This window comes from Erwinia rhapontici (assembly GCF_020683125.1).
Lineage (GTDB): Bacteria > Pseudomonadota > Gammaproteobacteria > Enterobacterales > Enterobacteriaceae > Erwinia > Erwinia rhapontici.
Window position 1 is genome coordinate 2,766,589 of record NZ_CP085627.1, and the last position, 17,178, is coordinate 2,783,766.

At 52.5% G+C, this 17,178-nt stretch carries 14 protein-coding genes; 8 read left to right on the forward strand and 6 right to left on the reverse strand.

What is annotated here, in order from left to right:
* Positions 1 to 14 precede the first annotated feature (14 nt).
* Entirely contained in the window at positions 15 to 629 is a 615-nt protein-coding gene (pncA, locus tag LJN55_RS12955; RefSeq protein WP_227534595.1) for a bifunctional nicotinamidase/pyrazinamidase, read from the forward strand.
* Positions 630 to 705: 76 nt separating this feature from the next.
* Here the strand turns inward: pncA and LJN55_RS12960 are convergent, their stop codons facing one another.
* Positions 706 to 984: a YeaC family protein gene (locus LJN55_RS12960; protein WP_133841861.1), complete on the reverse strand. Its 279-nt coding sequence runs from the start codon at positions 982 to 984 to the stop codon at positions 706 to 708.
* 8 nt (positions 985 to 992) lie between these two features.
* Positions 993 to 1,403: a peptide-methionine (R)-S-oxide reductase MsrB gene (msrB, locus tag LJN55_RS12965; RefSeq protein ID WP_159336546.1), complete on the reverse strand. Its 411-nt coding sequence runs from the start codon at positions 1,401 to 1,403 to the stop codon at positions 993 to 995.
* Positions 1,404 to 1,744: 341 nt separating this feature from the next.
* Between msrB and gapA the strand changes: the two genes are divergently transcribed.
* Together gapA and LJN55_RS12975 are read left to right on the forward strand one after the other, a co-directional pair.
* Positions 1,745 to 2,740, forward strand: a complete 996-nt coding sequence (gapA, locus tag LJN55_RS12970) for a glyceraldehyde-3-phosphate dehydrogenase (protein ID WP_166653688.1) — start codon at positions 1,745 to 1,747, stop codon at positions 2,738 to 2,740.
* Between the two features lie 70 nt (positions 2,741 to 2,810).
* Positions 2,811 to 3,689 carry a D-hexose-6-phosphate mutarotase gene (locus tag LJN55_RS12975; RefSeq protein ID WP_133841858.1) on the forward strand — a complete coding sequence of 293 codons (879 nt, stop codon included), beginning with the start codon at positions 2,811 to 2,813 and terminating at the stop codon, positions 3,687 to 3,689.
* Between the two features lie 53 nt (positions 3,690 to 3,742).
* Here LJN55_RS12975 and LJN55_RS12980 read toward each other — a convergent pair whose 3' ends face one another.
* Positions 3,743 to 4,594 carry an aldo/keto reductase gene (locus LJN55_RS12980; RefSeq protein ID WP_133841857.1) on the reverse strand — a complete coding sequence of 284 codons (852 nt, stop codon included), beginning with the start codon at positions 4,592 to 4,594 and terminating at the stop codon, positions 3,743 to 3,745.
* A gap of 82 nt (positions 4,595 to 4,676) precedes the next feature.
* A complete protein-coding gene (locus LJN55_RS12985) occupies positions 4,677 to 5,426 on the reverse strand; it encodes a MipA/OmpV family protein (protein ID WP_227534596.1) in 750 nt (249 codons plus the stop codon).
* A gap of 432 nt (positions 5,427 to 5,858) precedes the next feature.
* On the opposite strand from LJN55_RS12985, the gene yeaG reads away from it, so the two are divergent.
* The 5 genes from yeaG to LJN55_RS13010 all read left to right on the forward strand — a co-directional run bounded on the left by yeaG (position 5,859) and on the right by LJN55_RS13010 (position 14,421).
* On the forward strand, positions 5,859 to 7,793 hold the full coding sequence (yeaG, locus tag LJN55_RS12990) for a protein kinase YeaG (RefSeq protein WP_133841855.1): 1,935 nt from the start codon (positions 5,859 to 5,861) through the stop codon (positions 7,791 to 7,793).
* A 70-nt stretch (positions 7,794 to 7,863) separates the two neighbouring features.
* A complete protein-coding gene (locus LJN55_RS12995) occupies positions 7,864 to 9,144 on the forward strand; it encodes a YeaH/YhbH family protein (RefSeq protein ID WP_133841854.1) in 1,281 nt (426 codons plus the stop codon).
* Between the two features lie 309 nt (positions 9,145 to 9,453).
* Positions 9,454 to 11,181, forward strand: a complete 1,728-nt coding sequence (locus LJN55_RS13000) for a potassium/proton antiporter (RefSeq protein WP_133841853.1) — start codon at positions 9,454 to 9,456, stop codon at positions 11,179 to 11,181.
* Positions 11,182 to 11,609: 428 nt separating this feature from the next.
* The gene (gene wbaP / locus LJN55_RS13005; RefSeq protein WP_133841852.1) at positions 11,610 to 13,079 is read left to right on the forward strand and encodes an undecaprenyl-phosphate galactose phosphotransferase WbaP; all 1,470 of its coding nucleotides are present in this window, start codon (positions 11,610 to 11,612) and stop codon (positions 13,077 to 13,079) included.
* A 151-nt stretch (positions 13,080 to 13,230) separates the two neighbouring features.
* Positions 13,231 to 14,421, forward strand: a complete 1,191-nt coding sequence (locus tag LJN55_RS13010) for a multidrug effflux MFS transporter (protein ID WP_159336545.1) — start codon at positions 13,231 to 13,233, stop codon at positions 14,419 to 14,421.
* Positions 14,422 to 14,423: 2 nt separating this feature from the next.
* On the opposite strand, the gene dadX is transcribed toward LJN55_RS13010, so the two are convergent.
* A complete protein-coding gene (dadX, locus tag LJN55_RS13015; RefSeq protein WP_227534597.1) occupies positions 14,424 to 15,494 on the reverse strand; it encodes a catabolic alanine racemase DadX in 1,071 nt (356 codons plus the stop codon).
* Between the two features lie 29 nt (positions 15,495 to 15,523).
* Entirely contained in the window at positions 15,524 to 16,825 is a 1,302-nt protein-coding gene (locus tag LJN55_RS13020) for a D-amino acid dehydrogenase (protein WP_133841849.1), read from the reverse strand.
* Between the last annotated feature and the right edge of the window lie 353 nt (positions 16,826 to 17,178).

Here is a 17,178-nt window from a genome sequence, read left to right on the forward strand (position 1 = left end):
CAACGGAGTAACTGATGCGTGACCGCCAGGCGTTGTTGTTGATTGATCTGCAAAATGACTTTTGTTCTGGTGGCGCGCTGGCTGTCAGTGACGGCGATCAGACGATTGCGGTGGGAAACCGCCTCGCTGCCGAGTTCCACCAGCGCGGTGAGCCGGTGATTGCCACGCTGGACTGGCATCCGGCTGGGCACGGTAGTTTTGCCAGCAGCGCTGGCACGCAGCCTGGGACCCTCGGTGAGCTTCACGGCCTGCCGCAAGTGTGGTGGCCGGATCATTGCGTGCAGCACAGCCACGGCGCGCAGTTGCACCCTCAGCTTAACCAGGCGCTGCTGACACTGCAGGTATGCAAAGGCGAGAATCCGGATATCGACAGCTACAGTGCGTTTTATGATAACGGCCAGCGTCACCAGACGCCGTTACATGCCTGGCTCCAGGCGAACGGCATCACGGCGCTGACGGTCATGGGGCTGGCAACAGATTACTGTGTTAAATACAGCGTGCTGGATGCACTGGCGCTGGGCTATCAGGTCACTCTGGTGAGCGCCGGATGCCGTGGGGTCAATATGCAGGCTGATGACAGCCAGAAAGCCCTGGCCGAAATGGCCCTGGCGGGCGCGAAAATTATCTAAAGGTTACAAAATGACCGGGCGGGACTGAGGCCCACCCGGTCATACCACCAGGACGAATTATTCCGGAAGGAATAATTTACTGGAGTTTTATTCGCGTGATCGCATCGTCGCTGATCCCGAACTCTTCTTTGAGCTGTTTCTTACTTTTCATCACGATTTCCCCGCCTTTCGCGACACTCATATGTTGCGGGTTTTCATTGTGACGCGCCTGCCACAGCAAGACTAATTGTAAGCTGTTCTCTTTCTGCTCCGGCGTCAGTGCCACGCCATCAGCCCACTTGCCAGTCTCTACCGCCGTCACCAGTCGCTGATACACGTCTGGTGTCATACTGGCAATCATTTCATCCAGTTCCATCGCGACTCCTAGCCCTGAGTACTGTTGCCGTCTTCGTCAGTAAAACTCAACGAAGCGGAGTTGACGCAGAAGCGCTCACCCGTCGGCTGTGGGCCATCCGGGAACACATGACCAAGGTGAGAATCACAGCTTCCGCACCGGATTTCAATGCGTTGCATGCCATGAGTGTCATCTTCCAGATAGCGAATCGCATCATCACTGTAGGGCTCATAGAAGCTGGGCCAGCCGCAGCCTGAATCATATTTTGACCCGGACAGAAACAACGGTGCCTGGCAAACCAGGCAGTGATAAATGCCTTCGTGCTTGTTATGCAGCAATTTGCCGGAATACGGCGGTTCAGTGCCGCGCTGCTGGGTCACGTAGCGCTGCATCTCGGTTAACACATTTTCGGGTGAGAAAGGTGTATCATCTTTAGCCATGTTAGACTCTCTGGCAGTGTTATTCTGAAATTATCGGCTAGTATTCTAACAAATACTTAACAAGAGCAGGTGAATTTTTCGTATCGGGTGCACAAGGTGATCCAGTCAGCGTTGAATTTGTGACGCAGATCACCCTTTGGATCCATCACCCCTTTATATCCGGGCAACTTGCCCCAAGATCAATGGTGTTCATGCGTCAAGAAATAGGTTTTGTGTTGAATAATTCCTGGTCGACAGTTTGATTTGTCGCAACAATTGACACGATTCCGCTTGACGCCTGGTATGGTTTTTGTAATTTTACAGCCAACCTTTTATTCACTATCAACAAGCTGGTGGAATATATGACTATCAAAGTAGGTATCAACGGTTTTGGCCGTATCGGTCGCATCGTTTTCCGTGCTGCTCAGGAACGTTCTGATGTAGAAATCGTTGCAATCAACGATCTGCTGGACGCAGAGTACATGGCTTACATGCTGAAATACGACTCAACTCACGGCCGTTTCAAAGGCACCGTGGAAGTCAAAGACGGCCATCTGGTTGTTAACGGCAAAACCATCCGTGTTACCGCTGAGCGTGACCCGGCTAACCTGAAGTGGGATGCAGTAGGCGTCGATGTGGTTGCAGAAGCGACCGGTATCTTCCTGACTGACGAAACTGCACGCAAACACATCGAAGCTGGCGCGAAGAAAGTTGTACTGACTGGCCCATCTAAAGATGACACCCCAATGTTCGTTATGGGTGTAAACCACAAGTCATATGCTGGCCAGGATATCGTTTCTAACGCGTCCTGTACCACCAACTGCCTGGCACCACTGGCTAAAGTGATCAACGACAACTTCGGTATCGTTGAAGCACTGATGACCACTGTTCACGCAACTACCGCGACTCAGAAAACCGTTGATGGCCCGTCTCACAAAGACTGGCGCGGCGGCCGCGGCGCATCTCAGAACATCATCCCTTCTTCTACCGGTGCTGCTAAAGCGGTAGGTAAAGTGATTCCTGAGCTGAACGGCAAACTGACCGGCATGGCGTTCCGCGTTCCTACTCCTAACGTTTCTGTTGTTGACCTGACTGCACGTCTGGCTAAACCAGCATCTTACAAAGAAATTTGTGCTGTGATTAAAGCGGCTGCCGAAGGCGAGATGAAAGGCGTTCTGGGTTACACCGAAGACGAAGTAGTTTCTACCGATTTCAACGGTGAAACACTGACTTCTATCTTCGATGCGAAAGCGGGTATCGCACTGAGCGATACTTTCGTTAAACTGGTTTCCTGGTACGATAACGAAACTGGTTACTCCAACAAGGTCCTGGACCTGGTTGCTCACATCGCTAAATAAGCGACGTGAATGAGACTGAGGGCGACGGAAGTCGCCCTTTTTTTATGGTTAAATTTCAGAAGGCTGACTCATGAACGAGAAACTCTTTTCACTGCCCGTGATTAACCAGATTACCCCTTACCTCTCTCAGCGTCAGGTTGGCGAATTACCCGTTGTCGTCGTGGCGCATCCTAAAGTGCGTGCTGCCGTGACGTTACAGGGTGCCCAGCTGATTGCCTGGCAACCTGCCGGTGAAAAACCGGTGATCTGGTTAAGCGATAAAACCGCCTGGAATGTGGGTAAAGCTATCCGCGGTGGTGTGCCGATCTGCTGGCCGTGGTTTGGCCCGGCTGGCGAACCTGCGCATGGCTTTGCCCGTATCCTGCCGTGGACGCTGACCGCTCACGATGAAAATGAAAACAGCGTGATGCTGACCTTCGAATTAAAAAGCAGTGAACAAACGAAGAAATTCTGGCCGCACGATTTTACGCTGTTTGCCCGTTTCCGCTTCAGCGATCGCTGTGAGATTGAACTGGAAGCCCACGGTGACTTCGATGCCACCGCCGCACTGCACAGCTACTTTGAAGTGGCTGACATCGCCGGTGTTGAAGTCAGCGGCCTAGGTCCGAGTTATATCGACAAGGTCAACAACGGAGTCACCGGCACCTCAGCGGAAGGTAAGCAAACCTACCCGCAACGCATTGACCGCATCTATACCCAACCGGCAGATTGCAGCGTGATTGACGATAAGACGGGTCAGCGTGTAATTGAGGTTTACCACCATCATCAAAGTGACGTAGTCACATGGAATCCCGGCGCGGAGCTGTCATGCAGTATGAGTGATATGGCTAACGAAGGTTTTAAGACCATGGTGTGCGTGGAAACGGCCCATGTCAGTCAGCCGATGAAAAGCGCGGGTGAACAACCTGCCCGCCTGGCGACCACCTTCCGGGTGCGCAGTAAGCGTTAAGAATAGACCGGAGTGACCCTTTTCGGGCCGCCCCTGCTCTGCCTGCCCCGGACTCAGACCACATCCAGCGGTTGCTTTGTTTCTGGCGGTGGGAATGCCTGATTGATCAGTGCCAGTTCCTCGCTGGTCAGTACCACCCCGAGCGCCGCAGCATTGTCATCAACATGCGCAATGCTGCTCGCTTTCGGGATCGCCATCACTCCTTCTTTACGGATCACCCACGCCAGCAGCAGCTGCGCCATGCTGATGCCCTTTTGTTGTGCAATTCGGGTCAGCGTCGGGTGACTCATCAGCTCTGTGCGTAATCGACCCGCCTGCGCCAGGGGGCAATAAGCCATCAGCGGCATCGCCAGCTGCTGACAGTCAGGCAGCAAATCATACTCAATTCCACGGGATGCCAGATGGTAAAGCACCTGGTTAGTAGCGCACTGCGCGCCGCCTTCTTCAGCAAGTAACTCGTGGAGATCATCGCTGTCAAAATTAGACACTCCCCAGCGGCGAATTTTTCCCTGTTGTTGCAGTGTTTGCATCGCACGTAGCGTCTCTTCCAGCGGAATATTTCCCCGCCAGTGCAGAAGATAGAGATCGAGATAATCGGTGTTCAAGCGTGTCAGGCTGCGCTCACAGGCATCAACAGCATCCACCTCACTGGCATTCCACGGATAAACTTTGGAGACCAGATACGCCTGGTCACGACGCCCGCGCAAGGCCTCACCCACCACCCTTTCAGCGCCGCCATCGGCATACATCTCGGCGGTATCGATCAGCTTCAGGCCCCGCTCCAGCCCGGCTTGCAAAGCAGCGACCTCCTGATGATGTTGAGCAGCGTCTTCCCCCATAAACCATGTACCCTGACCTATCGCAGGCAGCTCGGTGCCATCGGCAAACGTGACGACTCGGTTCATCTTTCTCTCCATGCACTTTTTTAGGGCGCCACCATGATAAAAAAGGGCGCAGAGCGCCCTTTTTTAGTGCAGAGTGATGGCATCAGAAGGTATAGCTTACCCCGGTCCACAACAACATCTGTGAATCTCTATCCACCATCGGGCTGTTTTTAATTTCATCAGCAAGACGGCTGTAACGACCTGAAAGGGTCGCATTCCAGTTCTGACTGATGGCCCAGCCTGCGGTCAACTCAACGTACGGGCTCCAGCTGCTGTCCGGATCGTAACGATCCAGCCCGCTGCGGCGGGATTCCGCTGACGAGATACCATAATAATACCCGTTCTGGTTTGAGCTGTTCCATAACGCGCCGATACCCGGTGTCAGGTTAAACTGGCCGAATTCAAAGCGATACAGGTAGGTCAGGTCCCAGATAATGCCGTTACTGTTGTCCAGCATGTCACCCACCAGCGTGGTGCGCACGATGCCCCAGTCGGCTGAGTGACGATACGCCAGGCCACCCATCAGGGTCATATGGCGCTTATTCAGCGATTTCATATCCCCGTCATCGACATCATCCGGATCATAGTTCTGCGGCGAACCCAGGACGGTCAGAGACAGCTGGTCCTGCTGGTCTTTCCACAGGAAATACCCGGCCTGAAGGCTACGGATATAGAAGCTGTCGCCCTCATAATTGATGATGGGAACCGGATAGTAACGGTCCTGACCGCTTTTATAAGGGCTCTGGCTATAGAGCAGCGACGCGCCCAACGTTAACGGATTGGCTTGTGCGAGAGGCGCAGCAAAACAGACAGGTAAAAGTGCAGTAAGCGCTGTAAGTTTGAATTGGTTCACAATTTATTCAGTCCATTAATATAACAATCGGTCATTAGTCTAAACAGTATGGTCGTATTGAGTCATACATTTACATTATTAGTAGCACATATAATCAATAACCCGAAAGAATGCGGTTGCAGATGCCAGTTGTTGAGGTTTACAAAAACCCGTCAGCCCGCATCCACTAAGGGGATGGTATAGCTGGTTTATAACTTTGTTATTGAAATTTCATTGAAAATGCTCAGCAAATCAGGAAATTTCCTAAATGCGATCTACGCTTATTTATAAGACGCTAAATTCCAACGAGCAGAGTGACCAGCATTTTTGTGTTTCCCGATAAAAAAAGTCAGGTTGGCATAAGGGTTGCTGTACTCACTGTAAGTTCCTTCAGGGGCTGACCAAACTTAGGCTCCTGGTACCTGTGCTAAAAACGAAAGGACGGGCATCGCCATGAATATATTCGATCACTACCGTCAGCGCTATGAAGCTGCCAAGGACGAAGAGTTCACACTGCAGGAATTTCTTACGGTTTGCCGGCAAGATCGCAGTGCATACGCCAATGCGGCGGAACGACTGTTAATGGCTATTGGTGAGCCAGTAATGGTGGATACCGCGCTGGAGCCACGCCTTTCCCGCCTGTTCTCTAATCGTGTTGTTGCGCGCTATCCTGCATTCGAAGAGTTTTATGGTATGGAGGATGCGATTGAGCAAATCGTTTCCTACCTGAAACATGCGGCACAGGGCCTGGAAGAGAAAAAACAGATCCTGTATCTGCTGGGCCCGGTCGGTGGCGGGAAATCCTCTCTGGCCGAACGTCTGAAATCACTGATGCAGCGTGTGCCCATCTATGTGCTCACGGCAGATGGCGAACGCAGCCCGGTGAATGACCATCCGCTGTGCCTGTTTAATCCGCAGGAAGATGCCAACATTCTTGAAAAAGAATACGGCGTTCCACGTCGTTACCTTGGCACCATCATGTCGCCGTGGGCCGCCAAACGCCTGCACGATTTCGGTGGTGATATCACCCGCTTCAAGGTCGTGAAGGTCTGGCCGTCGATTCTTGAACAGGTCGCGATTGCCAAAACCGAACCTGGCGATGAAAACAACCAGGATATTTCGGCGCTGGTGGGTAAAGTGGATATCCGTAAACTGGAAAACCACGCGCAAAACGATCCTGATGCTTATGGTTATTCCGGAGCGTTATGCCGGGCGAACCAGGGGATTATGGAGTTCGTTGAAATGTTTAAAGCGCCTATCAAGGTGCTGCATCCGCTGCTGACGGCCACCCAGGAAGGGAACTATAACGGGACTGAAGGGATCTCTGCCCTGCCGTTTAACGGGATAATCCTCGCGCACTCCAACGAATCTGAGTGGGTGACATTCCGTAACAACAAGAATAACGAGGCGTTCCTTGACCGTGTTTACATTGTCAAAGTGCCTTACTGCCTGCGCGTGTCGGAAGAGATCAAAATCTACGACAAGCTGCTGGTTAACAGTGAACTGACCCACGCACCTTGCGCGCCGGGTACGCTGGAAACACTGGCTCGCTTCTCGATTCTGTCGCGCCTGAAAGAGCCGGAAAACTCCAGTACCTATTCGAAAATGCGCGTCTACGACGGTGAAAGCCTGAAGGATACCGATCCTAAGTCGAAATCCTACCAGGAATACCGCGATTACGCAGGTGTGGACGAAGGGATGAACGGGTTATCTACCCGCTTCGCCTTCAAAATTCTCTCCCGTGTGTTCAACTTCGACCATGCTGAGGTCGCAGCTAACCCGGTGCACCTGTTCTATGTACTGGAACAGCAGATAGATCGTGAGCAGTTCCCGCAGGAACAGGCTGAGAAATACCTTGAACACCTGAAAGGCTACCTGATCCCGAAATATGCCGAGTTTATTGGTAAAGAAATTCAGACGGCGTACCTGGAATCTTACTCTGAATATGGTCAGAACATCTTCGACCGCTATGTGACCTACGCTGACTTCTGGATTCAGGATCAGGAGTATCGTGATCCGGATACCGGGCAGTTGTTTGACCGTGAGTCCCTGAACGCAGAGCTGGAAAAAATTGAGAAGCCGGCCGGGATCAGTAACCCGAAAGACTTCCGTAATGAGATCGTCAACTTTGTTCTGCGCGCCCGTGCTCATAATAATGGCCGTAATCCGAACTGGACCAGCTATGAGAAGCTGCGCACCGTGATCGAGAAGAAAATGTTCTCGAACACCGAAGAGCTGCTCCCGGTCATTTCGTTTAACGCTAAAACATCCACCGACGAACAGAAAAAACACGACGATTTTGTCGACCGTATGATGGAAAAAGGCTACACCCGCAAACAGGTTCGCCTGCTGTGCGAATGGTATTTGCGCGTAAGAAAATCGTCCTGATTCGGAAGTCGCATCCATTCGGGTCAGGGCTGATGCCCTGACCCGAATGGCAACACTGTTTGGGGGAGCTATGGCCTATTTTATCGATCGGCGTCTTAACGGTAAAAACAAAAGCGCGGTCAATCGTCAGCGCTTTTTGCGCCGCTATAAATCGCAAATCAAACAGTCGATCTCCGAGGCCATTAATAAGCGTTCGGTTACCGACGTTGAGAGCGGTGAATCCGTCTCTATTCCAATTGAAGATATTAACGAACCGAGTTTTCATCAGGGACGCGGCGGCCAGCGCCATCGCGTTCATCCAGGTAATGACCACTTCGTCCAGAATGACCGCGTGGAGCGCCCACAGGGCGGTGGCGGAGGGAGCGGCAGTGGTCAGGGTAATGCCGGAAAGGATGGTGAAGGCCAGGATGAGTTTGTCTTCAATATCTCGAAAGATGAATATCTCGATTTGCTGTTTGAAGATCTCGCATTGCCGAATCTGAAAAAGAATCAGCATCGTCAGCTCAATGAGTATAAAACCCACCGTGCGGGCTATACCGCTAACGGTGTACCGGCCAATATCAGCGTGGTGCGCTCATTACAAAATTCGCTGGCGCGGCGTACCGCCATGACGGCGGGGAAACGGCGTCTGCTGGCCGAACTGGAAGAATCGCTGTTGCTGGTTGAAAACAGTGAGCCGGCTCAGTTGTTGGAAGAAGACCGGCTGCGGAAAGAAATTGAAGAGCTGCGTGCCCGCATCAAACGCGTGCCCTTTATTGATACCTTTGACCTGCGCTATAAAAACTTCGAAAAACGCCCGGAGCCATCCAGCCAGGCCGTGATGTTCTGTCTGATGGACGTGTCGGGTTCAATGGACCAGGCCACTAAAGATATGGCTAAACGTTTTTATATTCTGCTGTATCTTTTCCTCAGCAGGACCTATAAAAACGTCGATGTGGTGTATATACGTCATCACACTCAGGCAAAAGAAGTCGATGAGCAGGAATTTTTCTACTCACAGGAAACAGGTGGGACGATCGTGTCCAGCGCACTAAAACTGATGGATGAAGTCGTGAAAGAACGTTACGACCCGACCCAGTGGAATATCTATGCCGCACAGGCTTCCGATGGCGATAACTGGGCCGACGACTCACCGCTGTGTCACGAAATCCTGGCAAAAAATATTCTGCCCGTGGTGCGTTACTACAGCTATATCGAAATCACCCGGCGCGCTCACCAGACCTTGTGGCGTGAATATGAACATCTGCAATCGACCTTCGATAACTTTGCCATACAGCACATCCGTGAACCGGAAGATATCTATCCGGTGTTCCGTGCTCTGTTCCACAAACAGGCAGAAGAGAATTACTGATGTCTGTCCTCAGCCGACGTCTGCCGTCGGCTGAGAAATTTTGTATATAGTCCATTCCCCGCTTTTAACCCGTGTCATACTGCCCTCCTGCCAGGCTTTTATCTGGCTTTCACGCCTTTTTTTCGAGTCTGCATCGCTAATGCGTCAAATAAAGCCCATTTTGGTCGCACTCAGCGGCATTTACTTCTGGCTGTTTTGCGATATTTTATTCTGACTGACCTTTTCTTCTGTCCGTAAATGAATTGCGTACAGATTTTGTACCCTTCACACCGTGAAGTGGTTTTTTACTCATCACAGGAGAGATGCCCATTGGAAGCCAGCGCGATTTATAGTTTGTTCATTATTGGTTCTGTGCTGGTTGCGTCGAGCATTTTACTCAGCTCTTTTTCATCGAAACTGGGTATCCCGATTCTGGTTATCTTCCTGGCGCTCGGTATGCTGGCGGGTGTGGACGGTATTGGGGGGATCGCCTTTGACAACTACCCCGCGGCCTATCTGATCAGTAACCTGGCACTGGCAGTGATCCTGCTGGATGGCGGTATGCGCACCCAGGCCAGTTCGTTTAAAGTGGCGCTCGGTCCGGCGCTGTCGCTGGCAACGGTGGGCGTACTGATCACCGCGGGACTGACAGGTCTTGCCGCCGCCTGGCTGTTTGATCTCAACCTGATGAACGGTTTTCTGGTGGGGGCCATTATCGGTTCCACCGATGCCGCTGCGGTGTTTTCACTGCTGGGCGGTAAAGGCCTGAATGAGCGCGTCAGCGCCACGCTGGAAATTGAGTCCGGCAGTAACGACCCCATGGCCGTATTCCTGACCATCACCCTGATTGAGATGATTCAGCAGGGCCAGAGCGGATTAAGCTGGATGTTTGTGGTGCACCTGGTGCAGCAGTTTGGACTGGGCATTGTGCTTGGGCTCGGCGGCGGCTGGGCCTTACTGCAATTGATTAACCGTGTCTCTCTGGCCAGCGGTCTCTATCCACTGCTTGCCGTCAGCGGAGGCATTCTGGTCTTCGCCCTCACCACCGTTCTGGAAGGCAGTGGCATCCTCGCCGTCTACCTGTGCGGCTTTGTGCTCGGTAACCGCCCTATTCGCAACCGTCATGGCATTTTGCAAACCTTTGACGGCATGGCGTGGCTAAGTCAGATCGGCATGTTCCTTGTGCTCGGCCTGCTGGTCAATCCCATCGATCTCTGGCACATCGCTATTCCGGCCACGTTGTTATCACTCTGCCTGATTCTGGTCGCACGCCCGCTGTCGATAATGATTGGGCTGTTGCCGTTTCGCGGTTTCAATATTCGTGAAAGGATTTTTATTAGCTGGGTCGGGCTCAGAGGTGCCGTGCCGATTATTCTGGCCGTCTTCCCGATGATGGCCGGGCTGCCACATGCCTCCCTGTTCTTTAACATTGCTTTCTTTGTGGTGCTGGTGTCACTGATGGTTCAGGGCACGTCACTGGGCTGGGCAGCACGCAAAGCCAGGGTTGTCGTTCCGCCGATGGCTTCGCCTATTTCCCGCATCGGTCTGGATATTCACCCGGAGAATCCCTGGGAGCAGTTTGTTTATCAGCTCAGTGCCGACAAATGGTGTGTGGGTGCCGCGCTGCGTGACCTCAGAATGCCGCGAGAAACGCGTATTGCCGCGTTGTTCCGCGATAACCTGCTGTTACACCCGTCCGGCAGCACCCGCCTGAGAGAGAATGATGTGCTGTGCGTCATTGGCCGTGAGCGTGACCTGCCCGCACTCGGCAAGCTGTTCAGCCAGTCCCCGCCGGTGTCGCTGGATCAACGCTTCTTTGGTGACTTCATTTTGCAAGCCGATGCGCGCTTGCACGATGTCTCCGAGATTTACGGTATTGAACTGGATGCGGGCTCTGATACTCAGCAAACGCTGGGACAGCTGGTGCTGGGGATGATTGGCGGCGCACCCGTGGTCGGTGACCAGGTGGAATGGAAAAACATGGTCTGGACCGTGGCTGAGAAAGAGGCTAACGAGATCGTCAAAATCGGCGTCAGGGTTCAGGAAGAAAGGGAATAATTTTTCCTGATTTCATTCAGAACACGAATCCCACTCCACAAGATTTATCTGAAACCGTCATATTTAACCCTGGCGGTTTCAGATTCATCAAATAGTGATTTTTTGTTTATCGTATTGTCATATTTTTTATTTATATCTTTCATTTAGCATCAAAGCTTAAGATTAATCCCCTGTTTGATTTTTCATCTTCTTTTAGGATTATCCCGTATTAACTAACTCAAATAACTCCTGCATACTTATCACTTCATTATGTGACGGATATAGCGTGGTTATCTCATCTCCCACCGCTCCGCTGCCCTGAACACAGTTACGATAATGGCAATACCGACGTCAGTCTGATAAACCCAGAAGGTTTACTAAAGAGACTCCTGGACGCGTGCTTTATCCTCGTCAGGTCATTGATTTCTCATGATAAGAGAGCAGGCATTATGGCAAGTACTCTGGTACTGAATGAAAGTCGCCGGACATTCAGCGGCACACGAAAAAACATTATTGCGAAAGTTGCGTTAAGTTTCTCAGATTTACTCTCCATCAATCTGGCACTGTTTTTATCCGCAGCGACGCTGCAGGGTATTTGGGGTAATCTGGATATTTTTATCCCGCCGCAAGAAGTTGAAGTCCGCTTTATCGCGCAATTCATTATGTCAGTATTATGTACCGCATGGTTCTGGATGCGCCTGCGCCACTATACCTACCGCAAACCCTTCTGGTTTGAATTAAAAGACATTATTAAAACGCTGGTGATCTTTTCACTGTTAGACCTGGCACTGATTGCGTTTTCCAAATGGGATTTCTCCCGCATGCTCTGGAGTTTCACCTGGCTGTATGCCTTGATTCTGGTGCCTCTCCTGCGCTCATGCGTTAAGAATGCCATCCTGAAAGCGGGACAGTGGCAGAAACACACCATCATCATTGGTTCCGGTAAAAATGCCCGTGAAGCCTATGCCGCGCTGCAAAGCGAAGAGCTGCTGGGCTACGACGTGAAAGCCTTCGTTGCCCCGAGCGGTGAAAAGAACGGCGCTGATAGTTTCAATGGCATCCCGGTGATCACACACAAAGATATTGTCTGGGAGACTGTCGACCTCGATAACACCCAGTTTATTGTAGCGATGGAGAACGACCAGCGCGCCATTCGCGATAAATGGCTGAAACTGCTGTCGAAGAAAAAGTGCCGCTCAGTCTCCGTGGTGCCAACGCTACGTGGCGTGCCGCTGTACGGTACGGATATGTCCTTTATCTTTAGCCATGAAGTGATGCTGCTGCGCGTCAGCAATAATCTGGCGAAGCGCTCTTCACGCTTCCTCAAGCGCACCTTTGACGTTGTGGTGGCCTCACTGCTGTTGCTGTTCCTTGCTCCGGCATTTGGTTTGATCTGCTGGATGGTCAGCCGTGATGGCGGCAGCCCGATCTACGGTCACGAGCGCGTTGGTCAGGATGGGAAGAAGTTTAAATGCCTGAAATTCCGTTCGATGGTGATGAACTCGAAGGAAGTGTTGGAAACCCTGTTGGCCACCAGTGAAGAAGCACGCGCAGAGTGGGACAAAGACTTTAAACTGAAGAACGATCCCCGTGTCACCAAAATTGGCTCATTTCTGCGTAAGACCAGCCTGGATGAACTGCCGCAGCTGTGGAACGTGATTCGTGGTGAGATGAGTCTGGTGGGCCCACGTCCGGTGATTGAAGCAGAACTGGAGCGTTATGCCGGTGACGTGGATTACTACCTGATGGCGAAACCGGGTATGACAGGACTGTGGCAGGTGAGCGGTCGTAACGATATTGACTACGACACCCGTGTTTACTTCGACTCCTGGTATGTCAAAAACTGGGCGTTGTGGACCGATATTGCCATTCTGTTCAAAACAGCCGGTGTGGTACTGCGCCGCGACGGCGCGTACTAACCTGAGCTGAACAGTGCCAGCCATCGTCATTGCCGGCATCCGGCAATGACGATGGCCACATCCCCGAGCGCTTTTATCACTTTCTCCTTTTCTTTTCCCTCTGTTATCTCTACCCTGTCCGGCTTGCTTTAATCTGGACGCCACACCTGCTATGCAAAAATTTACGCTACTGTTACTCAGCCTGGTGCTGCTTGCACCGTTAGGCATTGACCTCTATTTGCCCACGCTGCCCGATATTGCTCTCGGTCTGAATACGCCCGTTTCTGCCATCCAGACAACGATCCCTTTGTTTTTACTGGTGATGGGCCTGGGGCAAATTATCGCCGGACCGCTGGTGGATAATCTGGGCCGTAAACCCATCGCGCTGATTGGTCTTCTGCTGTATGTCACCGGAAGCATCCTGGCCGCCACCGCCACCGGCTGGCCGCAGTTCCTCAGCGCCCGTGTCATTCAGGGCTGTGCCGTGTGCTGTACCGCCGTCGTGGCGTTCAGCGGCGTACGCGACCGTCTTAATGGTGAAGAAGCGGCGCGTGCTTATGGATTCTTAAACGGCGCGTTAAATATCGTCCCGGCCCTGGCACCGATGCTGGGTGGCTTCCTGGCCGATGCATTTGGCTGGCGGGCAAACTTTTGGTTCCTGACCGGTTATGCGCTGTTTATTGCCGTACTGGTGATGCTGTTCCTGCCGGAAACCCGCCCTGCTGATACGCAAAAGGTGAAAGGTTTACCCGTGCGTCAGTACTGGCAAATTCTGCGTCAGCCGCGTTTCCTCGCCTTTGCTTTTGCCAACGCGGGCGCACTGGGTATGGTGCTGACCTATGTTTCTCTGGCTCCGCAGGTTTTGATGACCGAAGGCAAACTCAGCGCACTGCAATTCTCCATCGCGTTTGGTGCTAACGGCTTCTGGATTATGCTGGTCAGCGTGCTGGTGAATAAGATGATCCGAAAACTGGGTCGCCCGATTTGTCTGGCAATTGGCGCACTGGCGATGACGATTGGTGCGATAACGTTAATGGGCGGTGTGATGCTGTTCCCGGCGGCCATGCAGACACACTGGGCGCTGTATATGCTGCCCGTTGCTATCTCCGTTGCCGGACTGGCCTTCACCGTGGGACCTGCAACCAGCTACGCCCTGGAGCCTTATCAGCAGCAGGCCGGTGTCGCCTCTGCACTGGCAGGTTTTATTCAGATGGCGGGAGGATCGTCGGCGGGTCTGTTAGTGATGGCGCTACCGATTGCGGAGAAATCCGCGCTGGCACTGATGATGGCGGCCGGTGCGCTGCTGGCACTGACCGCCTGGCGTATCAGTAAAAATGTGCGCGGTACGCTGACCTCGCTCTGAGGTTATTCAACGATCACCGGCACCCGGGGGGCGAGCGCGCACATCAGCTCATAGCCAACGGTGCCGGCGGCGGCGGCCACATCATCAATTTTGACGTTGTTGCCCCACAGCTCAACCTGGCTGCCTATGCCCGCCTGAGGGCACGGGGTTAAATCGACAGTGATCATATCCATTGAGACCCGCCCGACCGTCTGCGTCATCACACCATCAGCCAAAATCGGCGTTCCGGTCGGCGCATGACGGGGATAACCATCAGCATAGCCGCAAGCTACCACTCCGATACGCTGTTCACCTGATGCACGGTACTGGCCGCCGTATCCCACAGCAGAACCCGCCGTCAGCTGCTGAATGCCGATCACTTCGCTGGTCAATGTCATCACGGGTTGCAAACCACTGCTGGCAATGTCCTGCCACTGGCCGCTGGGGGATGCGCCATACAGGATAATACCGGGACGTACCCAGTCATGATGCGTTTGCGGATGCCACAACGTAGCCGCGGAGTTCGCCAGCGAACGCGCACAATTCAGCCCTTCAGCCGCCTGCTCAATGCGCTGCAAGGGTCCGGCAATACCTTCACTGGTTTCAGCGTCAGCAAAGTGGGCCATCAGCGTCATTTCACCAACGTTATCCAGGGAACGTAATTTTTGCCACGCGTTATGCACCTGATCGGGCTGGAAGCCCAGTCGGTTCATACCGCTGTTCATTTTGAGATAAATATCCAGTGGCGCCGAGAGCCTGGCTTTTGCCAGCGCCTGAATTTGCCAGTTACTGTGAACGCTGGTGGTCAGGCGATACTGGTCAATAATCGCCAGTTCATCCTGATGGAAGAAGCCCTCCAGCAGCAGGATCGGTTTTTTCCAGCCCTGTTCGCGTAACAGAATAGCCTCTTCCAGGTTGAGCAAGGCGAAACCATCCGTTTCCACCAGACTCTGCCAGACTCGCGCAATACCGTGTCCGTAGGCATTCGCCTTCACGACTGACCACAGGCGCGAACCACCCGCCGCCTGGCGCGCTACTGCCAGATTTTGCCTCAGCGCAGCGAGATTAATCGTTGCGAGAATAGGACGAGACATACTCTCTCCTTGTAAAAAAATACGATGAGTTAGCGAACATTGGCACTGTGCAGTGAGCGAGCCGGCGCCGGAATAAAACCTGGCAGATAGCGCATGACAGACAGATCGTCAGCGGAAATCGCGGGTGTCACACCGCTAATAATATCCGCAAGAAGCTGCCCTGAACCACAGGCCATTGTCCAGCCAAGAGTACCATGTCCGGTATTAAGGAACAGGTTTTTCAACGGGGTACGACCTACAATTGGCGTGCCATCGGGTGTCATTGGGCGTAAACCACTCCAGAAAACCGACTGCTCAATATACCCACCTTGCGGGAAGAGATCGCCGACAACCATTTCCAGCGTGCGACGGCGTGCCGGTAACAGTTTGGTGTTAAATCCGACAATTTCTGCCATTCCCCCCACACGAATACGATCGTCAAAACGGGTGATCGCCACTTTATAGGTTTCATCCAGCACCGTTGAAATCGGTGCCGCAGCCGCATCTTTGATCGGTATCGTCAGTGAATACCCTTTTAGGGGGTAAACAGGCACCTTAACAATATCCTCTAACAGCGCCGTCGAGAATGACCCGAATGCCACCACATAAGCATCCGCAGTCACCATCTCGCCGCCACATTTGACGCCGCTGATGCGATTACCATCCTGTACCAGAGCATCGACAGAGGTATTGAAACGGAAGGTGACTCCCGCGTCTGCCGCCATCGCCGCCAGACGCTGGGTAAACAACTGGCAATCACCGGTTTCATCATTGGGCAAGCGTAAACCGCCCGTCAACTTGTGCTGGGTTGCCGCCAGTGCCGGTTCTGCCTGCAACAGCTGCGTGGCCTCCAGCAGCTCGTAGGGGACTCCGGCTTCTTTCAGGACCGCGATATCCTTCGCTGCACTGTCAAACTGCTGCGCGGTGCGGAATAACTGCAATGTTCCTCCCTGACGCCCTTCATAGGCAATGCCCGTTTCCTGGCGCAATGCTTTAAGGCAGTCACGGCTGTATTCCGCAATTCGCACCATGCGGCTTTTATTCTGCTGGTAATGGCGCATATCGCAGTTACGCAACATCTGCCACATCCATTCCAATTGGAAGCGGCTGCCATCAAGGCGGATCGCGAGTGGAGCATGGCGCTGGAACATCCATTTTACGGCTTTAAACGGCACACCCGGTGCCGCCCAGGGGGCGGCATATCCGGGTGATATCTGCCCTGCATTCGCCGCACTGGTTTCCAGTGCTACTGCGGGCTGACGATCGATTACCGTCACCTCATGTCCGGCCTGCGCCAGATACCACGCACTTGCCACACCCACCACGCCACTACCCAGAATGACAACTCGCATACCCACCTCATAGAGACACATTATAGAATTATGCACTGGACATTCGACATCAACATGGATGAAAACACCAGTGATAACACTCACATTACGCTGACATATTTCACATCTTTTTTACCCTCCAGGTAAATAAAAACAAGATGCCCAGCTTAATTCAGTCAAAACCTCTGGTTTAATACATTAAGTAGCAGATAATAATTTAATCACAGCATATATGCGCAAACACCAGAACAATCCCACTCTGTCATAACTTAATGCTATAAACAGGATATTATCCTGCAAAATGCATGTTTTTATGAATTTATTGTTACGTAAAAATCTTTTTTTAAACAGCACTGGATTTTGTATCGAAGATT